We start from the raw sequence: 20,852 nt of genomic DNA, 5'->3' as shown, positions 1-20,852 counted from the left end.
CCTTGGAAGGTCTTCAGCGGGCGAGGCGGAACCCCACCGTTGAATAGGGCGCCGTGGTGGCTCTGCTGCTTCTGTGGGTGAGGCGGGCGGTCTCCTGCGAGAGATTTCCCAAGGGGGCGCCGCGTACCACGCCGAGATTGCGGAAACAGCCGCCGGAGGCCAGTTGCGCGCCCCAGCAATCGGAGACACGTTCTTCTGCATTGTCCAGGATCCCGGCAAGTCCGTTGAAAACCGGTGCATCGGAGACCGGCACCAGGTCGTGCCTCTTTTCCAGCCTTGTTGCGTCGAAGCGGTCGCCCCAGGCAAAGGCAACGGCGTGACGTGTTCCACCCCTGGCGGCCACCACCCATTCGGCTTCGCTCGGCAGGCGGAGAGGTTTGTCGGCGTCGTCGTTCCAGCTGTTCAGCCAGTCGATATAGGTGTTGATCTGCTGCAGCGTCACGGATGTGGCCGGTAAATCGAGGCTGGTTTCATCGAAATAGCGGTCCGGAAATCCGTCCTTGTCACAGGCACCATCTTCCGCGCAGGCAAGCCAGTCGCGTCTGCTGACTTCTGTGCGGGCAATCTGAAAGGGCTTGAGTTCCACCTCCGTGAGTGTGGAGGCCGCGGCAACACCCTCCTGCGGTGCCGTCAGCGCATAAATACCCCCTTGAACGGAGACGAAAACCGGCAGGCGTGGAGCCGGTGTCGGCAACGTTGCTGGTGCCTCCCGTGTCTCGGTACTCGTGCTGGTCACTGCCGGGAGGATCGGTGCCGCGGCATGCTCGCTGGCCGAAGGGCTTGTGCTTGAAACGGCCGGTGGGGGCGGAGAAGCATCTGGTGACGTCTCGGCTTTTGCTGCCGGTGTCTTTTGCAGCTTTGTGGACGGACTGGCCGTGTTTATTGCTGTTGGTTCGGTCGATGGAGTTGAGGCTGGCGTCTGCTGCACGCCGCCCTGTCGGGCGTTGATTGCTTCCTTCAGGGCGGCCCGGGCCTTTGTTTGCAGTTCGGGGGAAAGGTCAGGCCGCACGGTTGACGAAGTCGTCGAAGCGTCATTGTCGGCCGGAGGTGCCGCCGATCCGGGCGATGCATCGGCGAACAAGGACTGAGAATAAGCGATGAACTTGTCCCCAATATCTCCGGCAGACCGGTTGTAGAGGAAGGCTCCGGTCCCGAGCAGTGCGGACAGAGCGAGCGCACCGACGATGTATTTTCTGGTCAGGCTGCCATGAGAGGACAGTGCGGGCGCATCCTGTCTGAGGAAGACCTCCGGCATGTCCGAGAATTCATCGTCTTCGTCGTCCGTCCATCTGATCCGCGGCTGTTTGCGGCTGCCGGCGCCTTTGCGTGATGTAGCCGAAAGTGTGTGCTCTTCTGTGTCGGCAGAATCGTTTTTGGCCAGCCATTTTTGCAGGTCGGGCCTGTCAGCGTCAGACGGCGCGTCCTGTGTGTGGCCTGGGTCAAGCGAACCCGAATTGGCGGAAGTGGATCTGTCCGACATGCAACGACTAAACCCAGATTGCTCAACGGAAGGTGCGGTGGAGGAAGTGTAAATACATTGATATTTTTATCATTCGTATTTTAGCGGTGCTTAGGGTCGATTTAAGGCGGAAATGTGACAAATTCGATTTGTATTGAGTCCAAATGAAGGACTACTTCGAATTGGGCGCAGAGAAATTAAGGTATGACTTGGTGGATTCCATGTGACTTCTGTCACTTGAAAAACATAAAACCTGAGGCAGCGTTCATTATTTTTTCTCCTCCTGTTAATGCTTTTTGGGATCCGAAATATACAAAGGTGCGTGTATTTTTTTCTTCTGCGCAAAGTCGAGTGGCGCGCTGTCATTGGTCTTTGATTGGTTTTTCAAAGAGCTTGTGACCGGACTCTATTTCACGTGTGAAATCTATGATTGAAGCCGCCGGCCCTGAAAACGCTGAAGAGGAAGAGACTGCTTTAAGTGCTTCTCTCGTTGCTGCCATCTGAAAAGATCAGCGGATCATGTGATCTGGGGTGATCGGACTGCTGTGGAGAAGTCGGGCAGGGGCCACGAGGCCTCGCCGCTTTTTCCTTTGACGGGAAAATCAGTGGTGCTATAGAGGCCCCGCTTCAAACGCAGGGCGCCCAAAGCCTTGCGATGCGGATGTGGTGAAATTGGTAGACACGCCAGATTTAGGTTCTGGTGCCGCAAGGCGTGGGGGTTCAAGTCCCTCCATCCGCACCATCTTTATTTGCGCTATCGCGCTTCGCGCTACTTGAGCGCGGTATTGGTTCGCTCCGCTGACCTGCACCATTCTTGTTGGCGCTACCGCCTTTCGGGCTGCTTGAGCGCGGATCTGTTCTATGGCTTTCAATCGGGCCAAAAAGAGCTTCTGGAGTCGCGCGAACTTAAACGGCTTCTAAAGCGTTCAACGCTTGGCCAAGAAGAGTTATAAGCGACGGTCAAACACAATCTTAACTGGCAGCAATCATCATGCAGCTCAAAATTGTTTCTGAGCTGTCTTTCAATGAGAAGTTAAGATGCTGAATTTTCTAAACACTCTTTTTTGGCCACTCAAGATTATGAAAGCCTTTATTGCTTTGGTCATCGGCCTTCTTTGTCTGGTTTTCCCCGGGCAAGTCTTCGTGTCTCGTGTTATTCACGATTTCACCGGGATCGAGACAACCGCTGCCCTGCACAAACAGGTAACCGCCTGCGAAATAACCGGTCGCGGAGAAATGCAACATGAAACACGACTTGTTTACTCCACCTGCCCAGATGCGGTCAGGGTCGCCAAGTCTGATTTCGGGTCCGGCAACTATCGGCTCAGCAAAAAAACCTTTCTGACAATCTCTTTTCCGTTGAAGACCGGCAGAATTGAAGCGGTCGAATTGACCAGCAGTGATCTTCACGTTCGCAAATTGCCTCTTCCGGCGCACTTCAAGGTGGTCTACGACCCAAGCGCACCGAAAAATGTCGAATTGTCTTTTACCTGGCTGGACGCGGGCGCTTACGCGCTTCTGATGTTGGTTGGGCTAGTGCTTCTCTGCTTCGGCACCGCACTCCTGATTGTGAAGAAACCGCTTTGGCAATTCGTGCTCTTGAATTCCTGAGCTGGACATTTGCGTGTCCCCGATCGACTATCACTCGAATTAACAGGTGCAACTGGCATTCTCTCAACATCGTCATGGCGTATGAGTACTCCATGAGAAGGGACACACAGGGGAACCAGGTGACAGGCAATAGGTCTATTCGTCAGGCGACAGCGGGCTTCTGCTATCGGGCAACCATCAACTTACGTCCAGCATACGAAGTACGCCAACGACGTTAACGCCGTGTCTTAGCCTTATGGTCTGTCACTCGCTTTGACGTGCCGTTCGAGCTCATCCGACAGGCGCCGAATCGAGGCAATCGGTTCTCGGGAATGGTGGGAGAAGATCTGCCGGGACTGGATTTTTTTGCGTAAAAACCGACGATTTCAAATTCCGGTATTGGCGTGCGTCTGACGCATTCTTTCGCGGCCAAGCCGGAACATAGAACTTCAGCCAGCTGCTCCCAAAGAAGACTCGTGCCTGCTGGTTCGGGCGGGCGTGCCGGGTTCTGACGCTGCACCTGATTGTTGCCCAGATTGGGCATCAGGGTGTCAGTCACTGTTGAAAACATGATGCCAATCGAGACCCATGTCCGTAACCAAAAAGCTTTTCCTTGGCCTGTTTGTTCTGTCGCTTGCTGCAAGTGGCTCGGTGGCGTTGGCGACTGTCTTGTTCAGTCGCTACAGCCTGCCGGGATCGGCAGATCTGACCGAGGTCGAAAATCGCGTTACGCCAGGCCTGGCAAAACGTCTTGCCAAGCAAGGCCTGGCGCTGGGGTCTCCGGTCCATATACGCGTCTTCAAGGAAAGTTCCGAACTTGAGGTGTGGCTCAGAAGGGCGGGTGGCGACTACGGTTTGTTCCGGACCTATCCGATTTGCAGCTATTCCGGCGCGCTCGGACCAAAGCTGAAAGAGGGCGACAGGCAGTCTCCCGAAGGGTTCTACACGGTGACGCCCGGCCAGATGAACCCCAACAGCCGCTATCATCTTTCGTTCAATATCGGCTTTCCGAACGCCTTTGACCGGTCCCACGGTCGGACCGGCAGCTTCCTGATGGTTCACGGCAATTGTGTCTCGATCGGCTGCTACGCGATGACCAATGCGGGCGTCGAGGAGATTTACCTGCTTGCGAACGAAGCCTTCAAGAAGGGGCATTCAGACTTCGGCGTTCACATTTTCCCGTTTCGGATGACGGCGGAAAACTTCGCGCGCCACAGCGGTTCGAAATGGCTGGGTTTCTGGCAGAACCTGAAGGAAGGGCACGATGCCTTTGAATTCACCCGGGTTCCGCCTGTTGTCGGTGTCCGGGAGCAGACTTACAGTGTCGCAGCGCGGCCTGCGCCTGGATTGCAGACTGCGGCGATGCCGGATGTGAAGCCGCGATCAAACTAAAACGAAGTTCCGCTTCTGAAGCGGCTGGCTTTCAATTTGCCGTCTGCGAAACACGTGAAAACGCCCGCAAATCCGCGCTCTCCCCTTGACACTTTCGGGTCCACGCTTTATCGCGCTCCCATCGTGCGTCCCGGACTCCGTTCGGGGCGATGCATTGCCGTTGGAACGCTCCTGTAAAAAGGGGAGTGCAGGCGGTGCGGCACACGGGATTTTAAATAACGAAACCTCCGGGGCGGATTGCCGCTCGGGATCGAGGACGACAAAACCCATGCAGGTAACCGAAACCCTCTCCGAGGGCCTCAAGCGTGAGCTGAAAATCGACATTCCGGCTGGTGATCTCGCCGCCAAGCTCGACGACTACATGGCCGACCTGAAATCCAAGGCCAACATCAAGGGCTTCCGCCCGGGCAAAGTGCCGATGGCGCATCTGAAGAAGATGTACGGCCGTCAGGCCATGGCCGAGATCCTGTCGAACACCATCCAGGAAACCACCCAGAAGGCCGTTGAGGAGCGCTCCGAGCGCCCGGCACTGACCCCGGAAATCGATCTGCCGGAAGAAGATGCTGAAAAGATCATGGCCGGCGACGCCGACCTGTCTTTCAAGATGACCTACGACGTCCTGCCGGACTTCGACATCGTTGATTTTGCCGGCATCGAGATCGAGCGCCCGGTTGTCGAGATCGCCGAAGACGAAGTCGACGAGCAGGTTGCCGAAATCGCCAAGAACAACACGCCGTTCGACGCGAAGGACGGCAAGGCCGAAGACGGCGACCGCGTGACCATGTCCTACCTGGGCAAGATCGACGGCGAGCCGTTTGAAGGCGGTGCTGACGAAAACGGCCAGCTCGTTCTCGGTTCCGGCCAGTTCATCCCGGGTTTCGAAGATCAGCTGATCGGCACCAAGGCCGGTGACGAAAAGGTCGTTGAAGTGACCTTCCCGGAAGACTATCCGGCGGCTCACCTGGCCGGCAAGGCTGCGACCTTCGACGTTGTCGTCAAGGAAATCGCCGCTCCGGGCGAAGCCAAGGTCGATGACGAGTTCGCCAAGGGTCTCGGCCTCGAATCGCTCGACAAGCTGAAGGAAATCGTCCGCGGCCAGATCGAAGGCCAGTTCGGCCAGATGACCCGTCAGCGGGTCAAGCGCCAGCTGCTCGACAAGCTCGACGATCACTACTCCTTCGAACTGCCGGAAAAACTGCTCGACAGCGAGTTCGATGTCGTCTGGCGCCAGGTCGAAGAAGACATGAAGCGCAACGAGAAGACCTTCGAAGACGAAGACACCACGGAAGAAGAGGCGAAGGCGGAATACCGCAAGATCGCCGAGCGCCGTGTCCGTCTTGGCCTGGTCCTGTCCGAAATCGGTGAAAAGAACAACATTCAGGTCACCGACGAGGAACTGCAGCGTGCGCTCTATGATCGCGTTCGCCAGTTCCCGGGCCAGGAGCAGCAGGTGTTCGAATTCTACAAGAACAACCAGCAGGCTCTCGCGTCCCTGCGGGCGCCGATCTACGAAGAGAAGGTTGTCGACTTCATGCTCGAACTGGCCAAGGTCGCCGACAAGACCGTGACCAAGGAAGAGCTTGAGAAGCTGGTGGCCGAGGACGAGGAAGAAGCCTGATCCGGTTTCTCCCCATGATCCCCAGATGCGGCGCGCGCTTTAACCTTGCATTCACGCCGCATCTGCCATGACTTTGCGTTGAGGGCGACATCCCATATATACGGGATGTCGCTTTTTTCGAGTCAGGCCCAGAATCGATGCGCTTCTGGCCTGTTTCCTGTCCGGAGGTCTTCCGGGCATCATCTCAAGAATATGGATGAGGCATGAAGGATCCTGTCGATATCTACATGAACACTCTCGTGCCGATGGTTGTCGAGCAGACAAACCGGGGCGAGCGGGCCTTCGATATCTATTCGCGCCTTTTGAAGGAGCGCATCATCTTCCTGACCGGTCCGGTCGAAGATCACATGGCAACCCTCGTCAGCGCGCAGTTGCTTTACCTTGAAGCGGAAAACCCGACCAAGGAAATCGCGATCTACATCAACTCGCCGGGCGGTCTGGTGACCTCCGGGCTTGCGATCTATGATACGATGCAGTTCATCCGTCCGGCAGTGTCCACGCTGTGTATCGGTCAGGCCGCGTCCATGGGCTCGCTGCTGCTGGCAGCCGGCGAAAAGGACATGCGGTTCATTCTGCCGAATGCGCGCGTGATGGTGCACCAGCCGTCCGGTGGTTTCCGCGGTCAGGCAGCCGACATCATGCTGCATGCCCAGGAAATCCTGGCCATGAAGCGTCGGTTGAATGAAATCTACGTGAAGCACACGGGTCAGAGCCTGGACCAGGTCGAAGAAGCGCTTGAGCGCGACAACTTCATGACCGCGGAGCGGGCCAAGGAATTCGGCATTGTCGACAACGTGATCACCGATCGCGCGACTCTCGGCGGCGACGCTGAAGCCTGACCAAGCTTACCCGGCTTTAAGCATGGATTGATTTTCCACGGTTTCCGCCGGAAAATCCCCAGGAGATGCCGGGTTTTCATCTTCGCCTTAAACCTATATTGATTTTTACTGGCGAAGCATGATGACATCAGACGTTGAAGGGGCGCCCTGCGTCTCTTCGAGAACCGGTTCCGCCATACTTTGGCCGCAACCGGGCAGATAAGGGGAAAAGTCCCCAGTAACGCGAGGTTGACTACATGACCAAGGCCAGCGGCAGCGATTCAAAGAATACGCTCTACTGTTCCTTCTGCGGCAAGAGCCAGCATGAGGTTCGTAAGCTGATCGCCGGCCCGACTGTTTTCATTTGCGATGAATGTGTCGAGCTGTGCATGGATATCATCCGGGAGGAGAACAAGTCCTCGCTGGTGAAGTCTCGGGACGGGATCCCGACCCCTCAGGAAATTCGCGACGTTCTGGACGATTACGTGATCGGGCAGGGCAGTGCGAAGAAGGTCCTGTCGGTCGCCGTCCACAACCACTACAAGCGCCTGAACCACGCATCCAAGAACAACGACGTGGAACTGGCGAAATCCAACATCCTGCTGGTCGGTCCTACCGGCTGCGGCAAGACGCTTCTGGCGCAGACCCTTGCGCGCATCCTGGACGTGCCGTTCACCATGGCCGACGCCACCACGCTGACCGAAGCCGGTTACGTGGGCGAGGATGTGGAAAACATCATTTTGAAACTCCTGCAGTCGGCCGACTACAATGTCGAGCGCGCGCAGCGCGGGATCGTCTATATCGATGAGGTCGACAAGATCAGCCGCAAGGCCGACAATCCGTCGATCACACGGGACGTGTCCGGTGAAGGCGTGCAGCAGGCGCTTCTGAAGATCATGGAAGGCACCGTTGCTTCTGTCCCGCCGCAAGGCGGCCGCAAGCATCCGCAACAGGAATTCCTGCAGGTCGACACGACCAACATCCTGTTCATCTGCGGCGGCGCCTTTGCCGGTCTCGACAAGATCATTTCCGACCGCGGCACCCAGACCTCGATCGGCTTCCAGGCCCAGGTTCATGCTCCGGAAGACCGCCGCATCGGCGAACTCTTCTCCGAGCTCGAGCCGGAAGATCTGCTCAAGTTCGGTCTTATTCCGGAATTTGTCGGCCGTCTGCCGGTGATCGCGACGCTGGAAGATCTCGACGAGGATGCCCTGGTCACGATCCTGACCGAGCCGAAAAACGCTCTGGTCAAGCAGTATCAGCGTCTGTTCGAAATGGAACAGGTCGAACTCTCGTTCCACGAAGAAGCGCTGAAAGCGATTGCCCGCAAGGCCATCGAGCGCAAGACCGGTGCCCGTGGCCTGCGGTCGATCCTGGAATCGATCCTGCTCGACACGATGTACGAGCTTCCCGGCCTGAAAGGGGTCAAGGAAGTCGTGATTTCACCGGAAGTGGTGAAGGGCGAAGCGCGGCCGCTCTACATCTACGAAGACCGGGAAGAGACGTCGGCCACCAGCGCCTGAGGCGTTCCGGTCGAAGCTCGATATACCCGTGAATAAGTGCCGCTTCCTCGGGAGCGGCATTTTGTTTTTTGAAGGCTTTATGGGCCGGAGCCGCGGTTTTCCACTGGCCCGGTGAGTCGTCAACAGACAAGACCAATGGACACAGTGTGATTGCCTTGACACCGGCAGGTCCGGTGTCCACCTAATAGGTCTTAAGGACGGCTTGTGCGGACCGTCAATGCGCCCAGCAGGGGCATTGCGGTCAGGCCACTCGGACCCTCGGGTCCGGAAGTCGTTTTCCAGTGTTTCGGCTGCCTTTTTGTTGAGTGGGGCCGCGACACGCTGAGAAAGGAAAAAAAATGAGCGACGCAGAAATTCGCGCCACAGATCAGGACAGCACCGCTGTCTACCCCGTCTTGCCCCTGCGCGACATTGTTGTCTTCCCGCATATGATCGTGCCGCTGTTTGTCGGCCGCGAGAAGTCGATCAAGGCGCTCGAAGAGGTCATGACCACGGACAAGCATATTCTTCTGGCGACCCAGATGAATGCGGCCGATGATGACCCGAACCCGGACCAGATTTACAATGTCGGTACGCTCGCAACCGTGCTGCAGCTGCTGAAACTGCCGGACAACACCGTCAAGGTGCTTGTTGAAGGCGGTGCACGCGCGCAGATCGGCGACTATTCCGACCGGACCGACTATTTTGAGGCCTCTGCCACGGTACTTCCGGAGCGGGATGGCGAAAACATCGAAGTCGAAGCCCTGGCGCGGTCCGTCGTCTCGGAATTCGAGAACTACGTGAAGCTGAACAAGAAGGTTTCACCGGAAGTTCTGGGCGCGGTCAACCAGATCGACGACTATTCCAAGCTGGCCGATACGATTGCGTCGCATCTGGCGATCAAGATCCCGGAAAAACAGGAAATTCTCGGCGTGGTCTCCGTTGCGGAGCGGCTTGAGCGCGTGCTCGGCATGATGGAGAGCGAAATCTCCGTCCTGCAGGTGGAAAAACGCATCCGCTCCCGCGTCAAGCGCCAGATGGAGAAAACCCAGCGCGAGTACTACCTGAATGAGCAGATGAAGGCCATTCAGAAGGAACTCGGCGACAGCGAGGACGGCCGCGACGAAGTTGCCGAGCTCGAGGAAAAGATCAAGAAGACCAAGCTGACCAAGGAAGCGCGGGAGCGTGCGGCTGCGGAAATCAAGAAGCTCAAGCAGATGAGCCCGATGTCCGCCGAAGCCACCGTTGTACGCAACTATCTGGACTGGCTGATCGGGATTCCGTGGAGCAAGAAGTCCAAGGTCAAACATGACCTGGCCTTTGCCGAAAAGGTGCTCGACACGGATCACTACGGTCTTGAGAAGGTCAAGGAACGGATTGTCGAATATCTCGCCGTCCAGAGCCGGGCCAACAAGCTGCGCGGCCCGATCCTCTGCCTTGTCGGTCCTCCCGGCGTCGGCAAGACCTCGCTCGGCAAGTCCATCGCCAAGGCGACGGGCCGTGAATTCGTGCGCATGTCGCTTGGCGGCGTGCGTGACGAAGCCGAGATCCGTGGTCACCGCCGCACCTATATCGGCTCGATGCCCGGCAAGGTCATCCAGTCGATGAAGAAAGCGAAGAAGTCCAACCCGCTCTTCCTGCTCGACGAGATCGACAAGATGGGCATGGATTTCCGCGGCGATCCGTCTTCGGCGCTTCTGGAGGTGCTTGATCCGGAACAGAATTCGTCCTTCATGGACCACTACCTGGAGGTCGAATACGATCTGTCGGATGTGATGTTCGTGACCACGGCGAACACGCTGAACATTCCAGGTCCGCTGATGGACCGTATGGAAATCATCCGGATCGCCGGTTACACGGAAGAGGAAAAGGTGGAAATCTGCCGCCGGCACCTCATCCCGAAAGCGGAAAAGGATCACGGTCTGCGTGAAGGCGAATTCTCCATCGAGGATGATGCGCTGCAGTTTGTCGTCCGCCGATACACCCGTGAAGCCGGTGTGCGTAACCTTGAGCGCGAGATGGCAACCCTGGCCCGTAAGGCGGTCAAGGACATCCTGATGAGCGACAAGGAAAGCATCACGGTGACGGTTGAGGTGGTCGAGGACTATCTTGGTGTGCCGCGCTATCGTTATGGCGAAGCGGAGCTGGAAGACCAGGTCGGCGTTGTCACGGGTCTTGCCTGGACCGAAGTGGGTGGCGAACTGCTCACCATCGAAGGCGTGATGATGCCGGGCAAGGGCAAGATGACTGTGACCGGCAACCTGAAGGACGTGATGAAGGAATCGATTTCCGCGGCTGCATCCTATGTGCGTTCGCGTGCGATCGATTTCGGCATCGAGCCGCCGACCTTCGACAAGAAAGACATCCACGTCCACGTGCCGGAAGGTGCGACACCCAAGGACGGTCCGTCCGCCGGTATCGCCATGGCAACAGCCGTGATTTCGACCCTGACCGGTATTCCGGTACGCCGGGATGTCGCCATGACCGGTGAAATCACCCTGCGTGGCCGGATCCTGCCGATCGGCGGTCTGAAGGAAAAACTGCTGGCGGCCCTGCGCGGCGGCATCAAGCTGGTGATGATCCCGGAAGACAACGCCAAGGACCTGGCTGACATTCCGGACTCGGTCAAGAACTCGCTTGAGATCATCCCGGTTTCCGGCATGGAAGAAGTGCTGAAAAATGCGCTGACCCGTTTGCCGGAGCCGATTGAGTGGGATGAAACCGCTCACGAAGCCTCAACCAAGGCGAGTGACAAGGACGACGACACGTCGGGTGTTTTGGCCCACTAACAGCCTTGCTGCATCGCAAAAAACGAAAAGCCTCGGGAAAACCGGGGCTTTTCTTTTGAAAAACCGGTCAAAATGGCTGTTTTCTGCGAAAAAACCCCTTGCGTTTCATGTCAAATCAACCGAATTATCGCCCAACGGCGCTGACAGGAATCGTCGGCACTCTGCCGTTTCTTAGAAAGGTATCTGCTATGAATAAGAACGATCTGATCGCAGCTGTTGCAGAAAAGACCGGCCTCACCAAGGCGCAGGCAGGCGAAGCAGTTGACGCAACTTTTGACGCAGTCACTCAGACGCTGAAAAGTGGCGATGAAGTCCGCATCATCGGCTTTGGCAACTTCACGGTGTCCGCACGCGCTGCCACCGAAGGCCGTAACCCGCGGACTGGCGAAACGATCCAGATCCCGGCTTCTAAGACGCCGAAGTTCAAGGCCGGCAAAGGCCTGAAGGACGCTGTGAACGCCTAAGGCTTTCACACGCGAATTTCTTCGGAAAACCCCGTCTCCGGGATACCGGATGCGGGGTTTTTTGATGTCCGGGACATCAATCCTGGATTGAATGCTGTCGCGGCTGCACGATTTGGGTATTGTTCCTTTAGGGCGGGAAGTCCTTCAGCAGCAAGGGGACCAAATCATGTCTTTGCAAGCCTTGATCAGCCGGCGCCAGCGTGCCCTGTTTGATGCCTGGGTCCAAAATCCGCTGGTTCAGGTTCAGGTAGAACATCCCGAAGCCCTCGGTCCTCTGGTGTTTCTGAACGGGTTTGACGAAGAGGTGGAAACGGAACGGGCCGGGCGGCGCAGCCTCAAGAATGTTGCAATCGTCAGCAAGCCGGGCAATCCTGACAGGAATGCCAGTGTCTGGGTGCGAGCGGGATACGGGTCCTACCAGAAGGCCTGGCTTGGGTTTGTCCATCAGGTTTACGGCATCAAGGCGACTTCCATCGATTTGGCCGGCTACAATATCGATCATCTGCTCAACAAGGCCCGCAGCCCGAACAAGGCAGGCTTCATCCGGGTGGAAGCGATCAACGATGCGGTCAACCAGGCCTGGGGCGGATTGTTTGAGCGCGCGGCCAGCAATCCGGAGTTCAGCGCAAACCGGAACCGGTTGCGCCGGACCATGTCCTGGATCATTGCTGCGAAGCTGATGGATCAGCCACCGCCGCGCGGGCCAGGCGACCAACAGGGAATCGCCAGACTGGTACAGTTCTTCAATCGCAACGGTCTGGCCGCCGATGATCCCCAACGCGGGCTGACAGAGATGCTGGAATTTGCCTACCGGTTCCGATAGTGGCTAGCGAAGAAGCCTTGTGATGGTCTGTGCGGCGTTGACGCCGGACAGATAGGCGCCATGAACGGTTGCCGGAAAGTCGGAGCTGGTGGCTTCTCCTGCAAAAAACAGCCGATCCGAAACGGGGCGTGCAAGCGCGCTACGGTCAGAAAAGTCGGCCCCGGTCGCCAGGTAGGAATAGGACCCGAAGGCATATGGGTCAGCGGCCCAGGCAGAGGAAATACCGCCGGCCAGGGGGGGAAGGGTATTGCCCAGCATGTCGCCAAGGGCGCCATGGGCCGCCTCGATACGCGCCTGTTCGTCCTGCTTTTCCAGCTCACGGGCAAAGGATCCGGCATTGAGGACACCCACGACCGGAGCGCCCGTGGCCGGTTCCAGATTGATCCAGTAGGGGAAGGACTGTGGGGTATCGGACACGCGGATCAGATTGAGTACGTCCAGCGCCGGTACAGGGTTTTCAAGGATGAGGAAAACCTTGTTAAGCAGTCCCATGCCAAGGCGCTGAATGGCGTCGGTCTTCTGGGCTGGCAAAGGCGGGTCGAAGGCAAGCGCGCCTGCCTTCAGGACCCCGAGAGGAACGGTGACAAGAGCGCAGTCCGCTTTGACTTCCTCACGTTCAGTCTGCACCGAGACACCGCCGGCTCCGTGGGAAACCGCGTTTACAGGCATCGACAGACGGATATCCAGTCCCTTTGCCAACCCATGGGCGATGCGGTCATAGCCGTTTGGCAAAATGGCGTCCCTCCCACCAAAGATATTGCCTTCATAAAGGGCCGCGAGCGCAAGGTCCGAGTGGTCGGACGCATATTCCTGTTCAATCAGATAAGTGATGAGAACATCCGCCTCCAGGTCGGTCAGTGCGGCGAAACGTTGGTCCCGGCGGAGACTGGCGACCGCGTCAGCAACAGAGCGCCCATCTGATTTTGCTGCGCTTTGCTCCGCCATATCTTCCAGGGCGATTTCCAGCGCGTCGAAGCGGTCATCCAGTGGGCCAAGCGTGCCGGTCAGATCGACGACGTCGACATCTTCATAATCCCATTCATACAGCGGCTGTGACAGCTCGCGCGCCAGACGCGCGATGGGGTTGCCGCGGGTGCCGTGGATCCAGCTGGCGCCCAGATCCAGGGGGATGTCTGAACTCCGGTCGGTCCAGAGACGGCCGCCGATCCGGTCCCGGGCTTCCAGGACAGTCACCGCATGTCCTTGCCGGGACAGGGCCTGCGCGGCTGCCAGACCTGAAATGCCCGCGCCGATGACGACAATTCTTTTTGCGTCTTCGCCAAGCGCGGGACGGACGGCACCGGGGAGAGCCTGCCACAACAGGCTGAGCGCAGTTGCCTTCATAAAAGTTCGGCGGCAGGGCTGCATGGATGATCCTCCGGCATCTTGGCGAAGCCCCATTTTGCCAGTGGATCGCCCGGTCATCCACAGCAATCGGAGAATGAGTAAATTCTTCCAATTTGCTCTTGCCAAGTCCGGGGCGACACCATACAAGCGTCACACCTTGTTGAGGGCGATTAGCTCAGTTGGTAGAGCGCTTCGTTTACACCGAAGATGTCGGGAGTTCGAGTCTCTCATCGCCCACCATTTCCCGCGAAAACTTGTTTTGACCTGGGTGGCGCCCTTTTGGGGTACCCGTTGCCGCGCATATTGGACACTGGACTGGGTTGAAGAAGACACGTCGACGTTACATCGTCGTAGCAACGTCGTTTTGCAGAGCTGTCGTTCATGTGTGTTTCCGCGAATTGTTGGTCGCTCACAACCCAGGACAAGATCCTATGAAGAACAAAACAGATGTTTCGGTTCGCGCCCAGAACGATGTCGCTGAACGGCCTGCCATGCCTACTGCAATTGAACTTGATGGAGCCTTGCCGCGACCACCTTGGCTCGTGTTCCCAGAAATCGAATGGGGAAGCATTCACTGGCGCATGGGCGAAGGAGAAGAGTACTTGTGGGCCTTTGTCCAGTGGTACTCAGAGATGGATCCTTCCAGCAGGGCGGAGTACCGGGGGAAGTTTCCTCAACCGGCCGACTGGACCGACTTCTACGAAAGTTTCGAGCGAAAGATTTTGGCAGGGCGGCAAGATAAGCCATCAAGCGGGTAGAGTTTGTCTGACTGCAAATCAGATTTGGGCTGGTGCTCGGTTTTCTCGGTCTCCCCATTGGTTCCAATTTCCTGTGCGGGCGAGACCTGCAGATTGAGAACGGCTCCATGTCGGTGTGTTTTCGTTCAAACCGCGCGGACCTGGATGCTGCCGCTGATCGGGTCGGCACCTTTTGGTGCAAATTCAGCTGTAAGAAAAAGTGTACTGAGTGCATACGAATCTGGCTTCTCAAGTCCCCGCTGTCTGAGTAAACTTTTCCGGCTAATAAAAATAATGTCGGAAAAATAAAAGCTTACCTCATGGCGATTCTTGTTTTGATTCAGATGTTGGGCGCGGTAATGCTGCTGCTCTTTGCGGTGCGTATGGTGCGGACCGGGTTTGAGCGCGCATCAGGCCCTTCCTTGCGGCGGGTGATCGGAAAAGCTGCTGCCGGACGCGTTTCGGGCGCTGCTTCAGGCGCCGGGGTTGCCGTCCTTCTGCAAAGTGCGACCGCGGTCGCCATGCTGGCGGCGGGGTTTGCGTCCTCCGGCTTCCTGTCGACGGCTGCCGGCCTGGCTGTCCTGCTCGGCGCGGACCTCGGCTCGGCCCTGGTCGTGCAGTTCCTGAGTTTTGACCTGAACTGGCTCGTGCCGCTGTTGCTGGCCGTGGGCGCCTGGATGTTCCTGAAGATCGACGCGCGCAAGGTCAAACAGACCGGCCGTATCCTGATTGGCATCGCCCTTGTTCTGATTTCGCTGGAAATGATCGGGGAATCGACCGCACCTCTCAAGGAATCACCGTTCATGCCCCAGATCGCTGGCCTTTTGTCGGATGACGCGGTGACGACGCTTCTGGTCGGTGCCTTGCTCGCCTTTCTTCTGCATTCCAGTGTTGCGGCAGTGCTCATGATTGCCGCGTTCGCACAAAACGCCGGATTGCCGATGTCTGCGGCTGTTCCACTCCTCCTGGGGGCAAACGTTGGCGCCGGAGCCGTCGCCATCTGGCTGACGCGTGGACTGGACCTGAACGCCCGGCGCCTGCCGGTCGGGAATTTCGTTTTCAGAACTGCCGGAGCTTTTGCCGCGCTTGGCATTGTGACCGTCATTCCATTGCCACTGGACCAGCTCAGCAAGGAGCCCGCGCAGCAGGTGGTGGCGGTTCATCTCCTGTTCAATCTGGCACTGGTGCTGGTGTGTTTGCCAGTCGTCGGACCCGTAGCCAGATGTGTCGACCTGATGATGTCTTCGAACAGAAAATCGGATGAAGCGGCGAGAGTTGTTCCCCCGTCCGCGCTGGACAACCGGGTGGTCCATGTGCCGCGGCTTGCGCTTGCCAGTGCCACGCGTGAATTGCTGCGCATGGGGGAGCTTGTCGAGACAATGGCGTCTCCGGTCATGATGATGCTGGAGCGAGGAGATCCCCAGGAAATTCAGCGCTTGCAGGAGCTGGACAGGGAGGTCAACAAGATCCACTCCGAGATCAAGCTTTATGTCGCTGCCCTGAACCGCGGCGAGCTGAATGATGAAGAAGCGGAAAGAAGCATGCAGCTCGTCAGCTTTGCCGTGAATATCGAACGGGCAGGGGACCTTGTGTCCAAGAACCTCTTTGAACGCGCTCTCGATCTGCAAAAAAACGGAATTCATTTTTCCGCTGAAGGCAAACGGGAGCTGGAAGACATGCATGACCGGGTTCTTGCCAACATGCGCCTTGCTCTCAATGTGCTTGTGTCCGGAGATGTCGAGTCGGCGCGGGAGCTGATTGCGGAAAAGGACCGTATGCGTGCAATGGAAAGGACCAGCCATGACAGGCACCTGGATCGCCTGAAGACCAATACGCTTGAGAGCATGGAAACCAGCAATGCGCACATGGAAGTCGTTCGCAGCCTGAAGGAAATCAATTCCCTGTTTGCCGCGGTGGCCGTGCCGATCCTGGCCAGGGAAGGGCAGCTCAGAGAGACCCGCCTGGTGCCGGCCGAGTGATGGAGGGGCTCAGCACTCCCGGTATCAGATCATTCAGCCGTGCGGCTCTCGGAACAGTTGATGGTCTGCCGGAGAATTGAGGAGAAGGCGCCAGCTCGAGAATTCGGACAAACTGCGTTTTATTTCCGTAAGTTATCCACATTGAAATGGAGGGCGATAATGGTGGAAAAACCAGCTTGTCGGCCGCTTTGTCAAAAAACGGCAATTTGGATGCATTAGGGCGCTTGACTTCGACAACCAGCCGCCGTACATCAGCGCCACTTCAGGGCGACAGCGCGTCGCCTGACGAAGCGGGTGTAGCTCAGTTGGTTAGAGTGCCGGCCTGTCACGCCGGAGGTCGCGGGTTCGAGCCCCGTCACTCGCGCCACTTCCTCAGCCGAATATGGCTGAAACCGGAAGCGGCGCAAATACCGTGAATGTGCGGGTGTAGCTCAGTTGGTTAGAGTGCCGGCCTGTCACGCCGGAGGTCGCGGGTTCGAGCCCCGTCACTCGCGCCACTCACGGTTTTCCCTTCTGCCTCAGGCAGTTCTCCCTTAAATCTAAAGTGAAATGCGAAGTTTCTTCGCGTCGCCGATTCTTGCAGGCGTGGTCCTGTTGTGTGTCAGTTGGCCTTTCGGCCTTGGCCTTCCAGGAACCGGTGGATTCCGATTCTGTCGACGGGCTGGTAATCCGCCGAGGGTGCGGCATAATTGCCCGCGGCTTGCGCAAAGTTTTTCCCTTGGCGCAAACTGGCTGAAACTAGGGCTTTGTCGGGGGTCGTCCGGAACTTGGTTCAAACATGGCAAGACTTTGACCGCAGTGGGGTCTTGCGTTGCACCAAGTCGTAAGATAAGCGTGCCCTCGCATGTTGGTTTCATTTAGCCGACGGGCACAGCGTGACCTGCCGGTATAATGAGGCAACTGGGGACGCTGCCCCGGCACCGGATCGCCTCCCGATCCGCCTCCAAATGCAAGGACGCGAAAGACATGGATGATCTGTTGCGGGAATATGTCCCGATTGTCGTTTTCATGGGCATTGCCCTTGTAATCGGCCTTGCACTGCTGATTTCGCCCTTCCTGCTGGCCTACAAGAACCCGGACCCGGAAAAGCTGTCTGCCTATGAGTGCGGCTTCAACGCGTTTGATGACGCCCGCATGAAGTTCGACGTGCGCTTCTATCTGGTCTCCATCCTGTTCATCATCTTCGATCTCGAAGTCGCCTTCCTTTTCCCATGGGCAACGGTGTTCGGTGAATTGGGCTGGTACGGGTTCTGGTCCATGATGATCTTCCTGGGTGTCCTGACCATCGGCTTTATCTATGAATGGAAGAAGGGAGCGCTGGAATGGGATTGACCACGACCGAGCCGCTCGTTGCCCCGAAACCGAAGGGCATCATTGATCCGAACACCGGCAATCCGGTGGGCGCCGACGACGCCTTTTTCCTGGAAGTGAACAACGAACTGGCCGACAAGGGCTTCCTTGTCACCTCCACCGACAATCTGATCCAGTGGGCGCGCACGGGTTCGCTGATGTGGATGACCTTCGGCCTGGCCTGCTGCGCCGTCGAGATGATGCAGATGTCGATGCCGCGCTATGACGCTGAACGTTTCGGCTTCGCGCCGCGTGCGTCCCCGCGCCAGTCCGACGTCATGATTGTTGCCGGCACGCTGACCAACAAGATGGCTCCGGCCCTGCGCAAGGTCTATGACCAGATGCCAGAGCCTCGGTATGTCATCTCCATGGGCTCCTGCGCCAATGGTGGCGGCTATTACCATTATTCCTATTCGGTGGTGCGTGGCTGTGACCGGGTGGTCCCGGTAGATATCTATGTTCCTGGCTGCCCTCCGACAGCCGAGGCGCTTCTTTACGGCGTGTTGATGCTGCAGAAGAAGATCCGCCGCACGGGAACGATCGAACGATAAGGATCTGCCGCCGGAAAGGCGGCGGGTTTTAAGACTGCGGGCGACTGTGCTCGCAAAGAATGGCTCCCCGGAGTGAGGCGTTTCAGAACTGGCGCCAAATATCCGGGTGAGGTGGAATTGGTCTGACGACGGTGGTCGCACTTGGCGCAGCTGCCTGGCAGGACCGGTGAATGAGGGCGAACACGATGGACGAGACGTTGAAGGAACTCGCGGAGCATATCGAGCTCGGCCTGGGCGAGTCCCTTGTGTCCTGGAAAGTCGAATACGGCGAGCTGACGCTGACCGTGAACGCGACCAACATCCTCGACGTGATCCGTTTCCTGCGCGACAACAGCTCGTGCAAGTTCGTCAACCTGACCGATATCTGCGGTGTCGATTATCCGGAACGCGAAAAGCGCTTTGATGTCGTCTATCACTTCCTGTCGCCGGTGCAGAACCAGCGCATCCGGGTAAAGGCCGCGACGGACGAAACAACACCGGTGGCATCGCTGACCCCGCTTTTTCCGGGGGCCGAATGGTTCGAACGCGAAGCCTATGACATGTACGGCATCCTGTTCTCCGATCATCCGGACCTGCGCCGGATCCTGACAGACTATGGTTTCGACGGCCATCCGCTGCGCAAGGATTTCCCGGTCACCGGCTTCGTTGAAGTGCGCTATGACGACGAGAAAAAACGCGTTGTCTACGAGCCCGTTCGGTTGAACCAGGAAATGCGCAGCTTTGATTTCATGTCGCCCTGGGAAGGCACGGATTACGTGCTGCCCGGCGACGAGAAAGCAACGACGAGCTGAGGCGGGGCAGGGATGAGCGAGCGGCTTTCAGGTGGATGTCTTTGCGGTGCGGTGCGTTTTTCTGCCACGCCGACGGACGGCGAGATGGGCGTATGCCACTGTGGCATGTGCCGCCGCTGGACCGGTGGCACCTACATGGCCGTCAGCTGTGGCCCGATGACCGGCGTCGAGGTCGAAGGTGAAGAGGCGCTTGGCGTCTACAAGTCCTCCGACTATGGCGAGCGGGTCTTCTGCTCCAAATGCGGCTCCACCTTGATGTGGCGCATGGCTGACGGCTCGCATGTGTCGATGTCCGCGCAGGCCTTCGACGACCCTTCCCAATTCAAGTTCACTTCCGAGATTTTCGTTGACGAGCAGCCGGGCAACTATTCCTTCGCGAATGAAACCCGCCGCATGACCGGCCCGGAAGTGATCGCCTATTTCACGCAGCAAATGCAGGAACCTCAAAATGGCTGAGGCTCAGGTCCGTAACTTCAACATCAACTTCGGTCCGCAGCACCCGGCGGCCCACGGCGTCTTGCGCCTGGTCCTGGAGCTTGACGGCGAGGTGGTGACCCGTGTCGATCCGCATATCGGTCTGCTGCACCGGGGAACCGAGAAGCTGATCGAGCAGAAGACCTATCTGCAGGCCGTTCCCTATTTCGACCGCCTCGACTACGTGGCGCCGATGAACCAGGAACATGCCTTTGCCCTTGCGGTCGAACGCATGCTCGGCATCGAAGTGCCGAAACGGGGGCAGCTGGTCCGGGTGCTTTATTCGGAAATCGGCCGGATCCTCTCACACCTCTTGAACGTCACCACGCAGGCCATGGACGTCGGCGCGCTGACACCGCCGCTGTGGGGCTTCGAGCCGCGCGAAGAGCTGATGGTGTTCTATGAGCGGGCCTGCGGCGCGCGCATGCACGCAGCCTATGTGCGCCCGGGCGGGGTGCACCAGGATCTGCCGCGCGACCTTCTCGACGACATCTGGGATTTCTGTGATCCGTTCCTGCAGACTTGCGACGACATCGAAGGCCTTCTGACCGACAACCGTATCTTCAAGCAGCGTAACGTCGATATCGGCGTTGTGGACCTGGACGATGCCTGGGCCTGGGGTTTCTCCGGAGTGATGGTGCGCGGTTCGGGTGCTGCCTGGGATCTGCGCAAGTCGCAGCCATACGAATGTTATTCGGAACTCGATTTCGACATTCCGATCGGCAAGAACGGCGATTGTTACGACCGCTATCTGATCCGCATGGAAGAGATGCGCCAGTCCGTCAGGATCATGAAACAGTGCCTGGAGAAGCTGACCGTAGAAACCGGTCCGGTTTCCTCCACGGACGGCAAGATCGTGCCGCCGAAGCGGGGCGAGATGAAGCGTTCGATGGAAGCGCTGATCCATCACTTCAAGCTCTATACCGAGGGCTATCACGTCCCGGCCGGCGAAGTGTACGCCGCCGTCGAGGCGCCCAAGGGCGAATTCGGCGTCTATCTGGTTGCCGACGGCACCAACAAGCCCTATCGCTGCAAGATCAAGGCGCCGGGTTACGCGCACCTGCAGGCGATGGATTTCCTGTGCAACGGCCACATGCTTGCCGACGTCTCGGCCGTGCTTGGTTCGATGGACATCGTGTTCGGTGAGGTCGACCGCTGATGCGGGTGG

The 20,852-nt window shown here is 57.9% G+C and carries 17 protein-coding genes and 4 tRNA genes; 19 read left to right on the top strand and 2 right to left on the bottom strand.

Going from position 1 to position 20,852, the window contains the following annotated elements:
• Nucleotides 1-13: 13 nt before the first annotated feature.
• Nucleotides 14-1,255 (bottom strand): SUMF1/EgtB/PvdO family nonheme iron enzyme, encoded by a 1,242-nt coding sequence (locus CHH27_RS07030; protein ID WP_157738759.1) that lies wholly within the window; start codon nucleotides 1,253-1,255, stop codon nucleotides 14-16.
• 861 nt (nucleotides 1,256-2,116) lie between these two features.
• On the opposite strand from CHH27_RS07030, the gene CHH27_RS07025 reads away from it, so the two are divergent.
• From CHH27_RS07025 to CHH27_RS06985, 9 genes are all read left to right on the top strand, one after another.
• Nucleotides 2,117-2,201 (top strand) — tRNA-Leu (locus tag CHH27_RS07025).
• 296 nt (nucleotides 2,202-2,497) lie between these two features.
• A complete protein-coding gene (locus CHH27_RS07020; RefSeq protein WP_157738757.1) occupies nucleotides 2,498-3,070 on the top strand; it encodes a hypothetical protein in 573 nt (190 codons plus the stop codon).
• Between the two features lie 567 nt (nucleotides 3,071-3,637).
• The gene (locus CHH27_RS07015) at nucleotides 3,638-4,441 is read left to right on the top strand and encodes a murein L,D-transpeptidase family protein (protein ID WP_198338367.1); all 804 of its coding nucleotides are present in this window, start codon (nucleotides 3,638-3,640) and stop codon (nucleotides 4,439-4,441) included.
• A gap of 268 nt (nucleotides 4,442-4,709) precedes the next feature.
• The gene (tig, locus tag CHH27_RS07010; RefSeq protein WP_094070959.1) at nucleotides 4,710-6,059 is read left to right on the top strand and encodes a trigger factor; all 1,350 of its coding nucleotides are present in this window, start codon (nucleotides 4,710-4,712) and stop codon (nucleotides 6,057-6,059) included.
• A gap of 203 nt (nucleotides 6,060-6,262) precedes the next feature.
• Nucleotides 6,263-6,898: an ATP-dependent Clp protease proteolytic subunit gene (locus CHH27_RS07005; protein ID WP_094070958.1), complete on the top strand. Its 636-nt coding sequence runs from the start codon at nucleotides 6,263-6,265 to the stop codon at nucleotides 6,896-6,898.
• Between the two features lie 236 nt (nucleotides 6,899-7,134).
• Entirely contained in the window at nucleotides 7,135-8,400 is a 1,266-nt protein-coding gene (gene clpX, locus CHH27_RS07000; protein ID WP_094070957.1) for an ATP-dependent Clp protease ATP-binding subunit ClpX, read from the top strand.
• A 338-nt stretch (nucleotides 8,401-8,738) separates the two neighbouring features.
• Nucleotides 8,739-11,168 carry an endopeptidase La gene (gene lon, locus CHH27_RS06995; RefSeq protein ID WP_094070956.1) on the top strand — a complete coding sequence of 810 codons (2,430 nt, stop codon included), beginning with the start codon at nucleotides 8,739-8,741 and terminating at the stop codon, nucleotides 11,166-11,168.
• Nucleotides 11,169-11,356: 188 nt separating this feature from the next.
• The gene (locus CHH27_RS06990; protein WP_094070955.1) at nucleotides 11,357-11,632 is read left to right on the top strand and encodes an HU family DNA-binding protein; all 276 of its coding nucleotides are present in this window, start codon (nucleotides 11,357-11,359) and stop codon (nucleotides 11,630-11,632) included.
• Nucleotides 11,633-11,798: 166 nt separating this feature from the next.
• Nucleotides 11,799-12,455: a hypothetical protein gene (locus CHH27_RS06985; protein WP_094070954.1), complete on the top strand. Its 657-nt coding sequence runs from the start codon at nucleotides 11,799-11,801 to the stop codon at nucleotides 12,453-12,455.
• 3 nt (nucleotides 12,456-12,458) lie between these two features.
• Here CHH27_RS06985 and CHH27_RS06980 read toward each other — a convergent pair whose 3' ends face one another.
• Nucleotides 12,459-13,799: an FAD-dependent oxidoreductase gene (locus tag CHH27_RS06980; protein ID WP_157738755.1), complete on the bottom strand. Its 1,341-nt coding sequence runs from the start codon at nucleotides 13,797-13,799 to the stop codon at nucleotides 12,459-12,461.
• A 167-nt stretch (nucleotides 13,800-13,966) separates the two neighbouring features.
• Between CHH27_RS06980 and CHH27_RS06975 the strand changes: the two genes are divergently transcribed.
• The 10 genes from CHH27_RS06975 to CHH27_RS06930 all read left to right on the top strand — a co-directional run bounded on the left by CHH27_RS06975 (nucleotide 13,967) and on the right by CHH27_RS06930 (nucleotide 20,843).
• Nucleotides 13,967-14,042, top strand: a tRNA-Val gene (locus CHH27_RS06975).
• A gap of 191 nt (nucleotides 14,043-14,233) precedes the next feature.
• Nucleotides 14,234-14,560, top strand: a complete 327-nt coding sequence (locus CHH27_RS06970) for a hypothetical protein (RefSeq protein ID WP_094070952.1) — start codon at nucleotides 14,234-14,236, stop codon at nucleotides 14,558-14,560.
• Between the two features lie 299 nt (nucleotides 14,561-14,859).
• Entirely contained in the window at nucleotides 14,860-16,518 is a 1,659-nt protein-coding gene (locus CHH27_RS06965; RefSeq protein ID WP_094070951.1) for a Na/Pi cotransporter family protein, read from the top strand.
• A 290-nt stretch (nucleotides 16,519-16,808) separates the two neighbouring features.
• Nucleotides 16,809-16,885 (top strand) — tRNA-Asp (locus CHH27_RS06960).
• 53 nt (nucleotides 16,886-16,938) lie between these two features.
• A tRNA-Asp gene (locus CHH27_RS06955) sits at nucleotides 16,939-17,015 on the top strand.
• 469 nt (nucleotides 17,016-17,484) lie between these two features.
• Nucleotides 17,485-17,850, top strand: coding sequence for an NADH-quinone oxidoreductase subunit A (locus CHH27_RS06950; RefSeq protein WP_094074568.1), 366 nt, complete (start codon nucleotides 17,485-17,487; stop codon nucleotides 17,848-17,850).
• Nucleotides 17,841-18,419: an NADH-quinone oxidoreductase subunit B family protein gene (locus CHH27_RS06945; protein WP_094070950.1), complete on the top strand. Its 579-nt coding sequence runs from the start codon at nucleotides 17,841-17,843 to the stop codon at nucleotides 18,417-18,419. Before CHH27_RS06950 ends, CHH27_RS06945 begins: the two co-directional genes overlap by 10 nt.
• A gap of 185 nt (nucleotides 18,420-18,604) precedes the next feature.
• Entirely contained in the window at nucleotides 18,605-19,210 is a 606-nt protein-coding gene (locus CHH27_RS06940) for an NADH-quinone oxidoreductase subunit C (protein ID WP_094070949.1), read from the top strand.
• 12 nt (nucleotides 19,211-19,222) lie between these two features.
• Entirely contained in the window at nucleotides 19,223-19,666 is a 444-nt protein-coding gene (locus tag CHH27_RS06935; RefSeq protein ID WP_094070948.1) for a GFA family protein, read from the top strand.
• Nucleotides 19,659-20,843, top strand: a complete 1,185-nt coding sequence (locus CHH27_RS06930; protein ID WP_094070947.1) for an NADH-quinone oxidoreductase subunit D — start codon at nucleotides 19,659-19,661, stop codon at nucleotides 20,841-20,843. Before CHH27_RS06935 ends, CHH27_RS06930 begins: the two co-directional genes overlap by 8 nt.
• Nucleotides 20,844-20,852 lie beyond the last annotated feature (9 nt).

This window comes from Labrenzia sp. VG12 (genome assembly GCF_002237595.1).
Classification (GTDB): Bacteria; Pseudomonadota; Alphaproteobacteria; order Rhizobiales; family Stappiaceae; genus Roseibium.
Note: the sequence above shows the minus strand (reverse complement) of the source record. Positions and strands in the feature narration are given on the sequence as shown.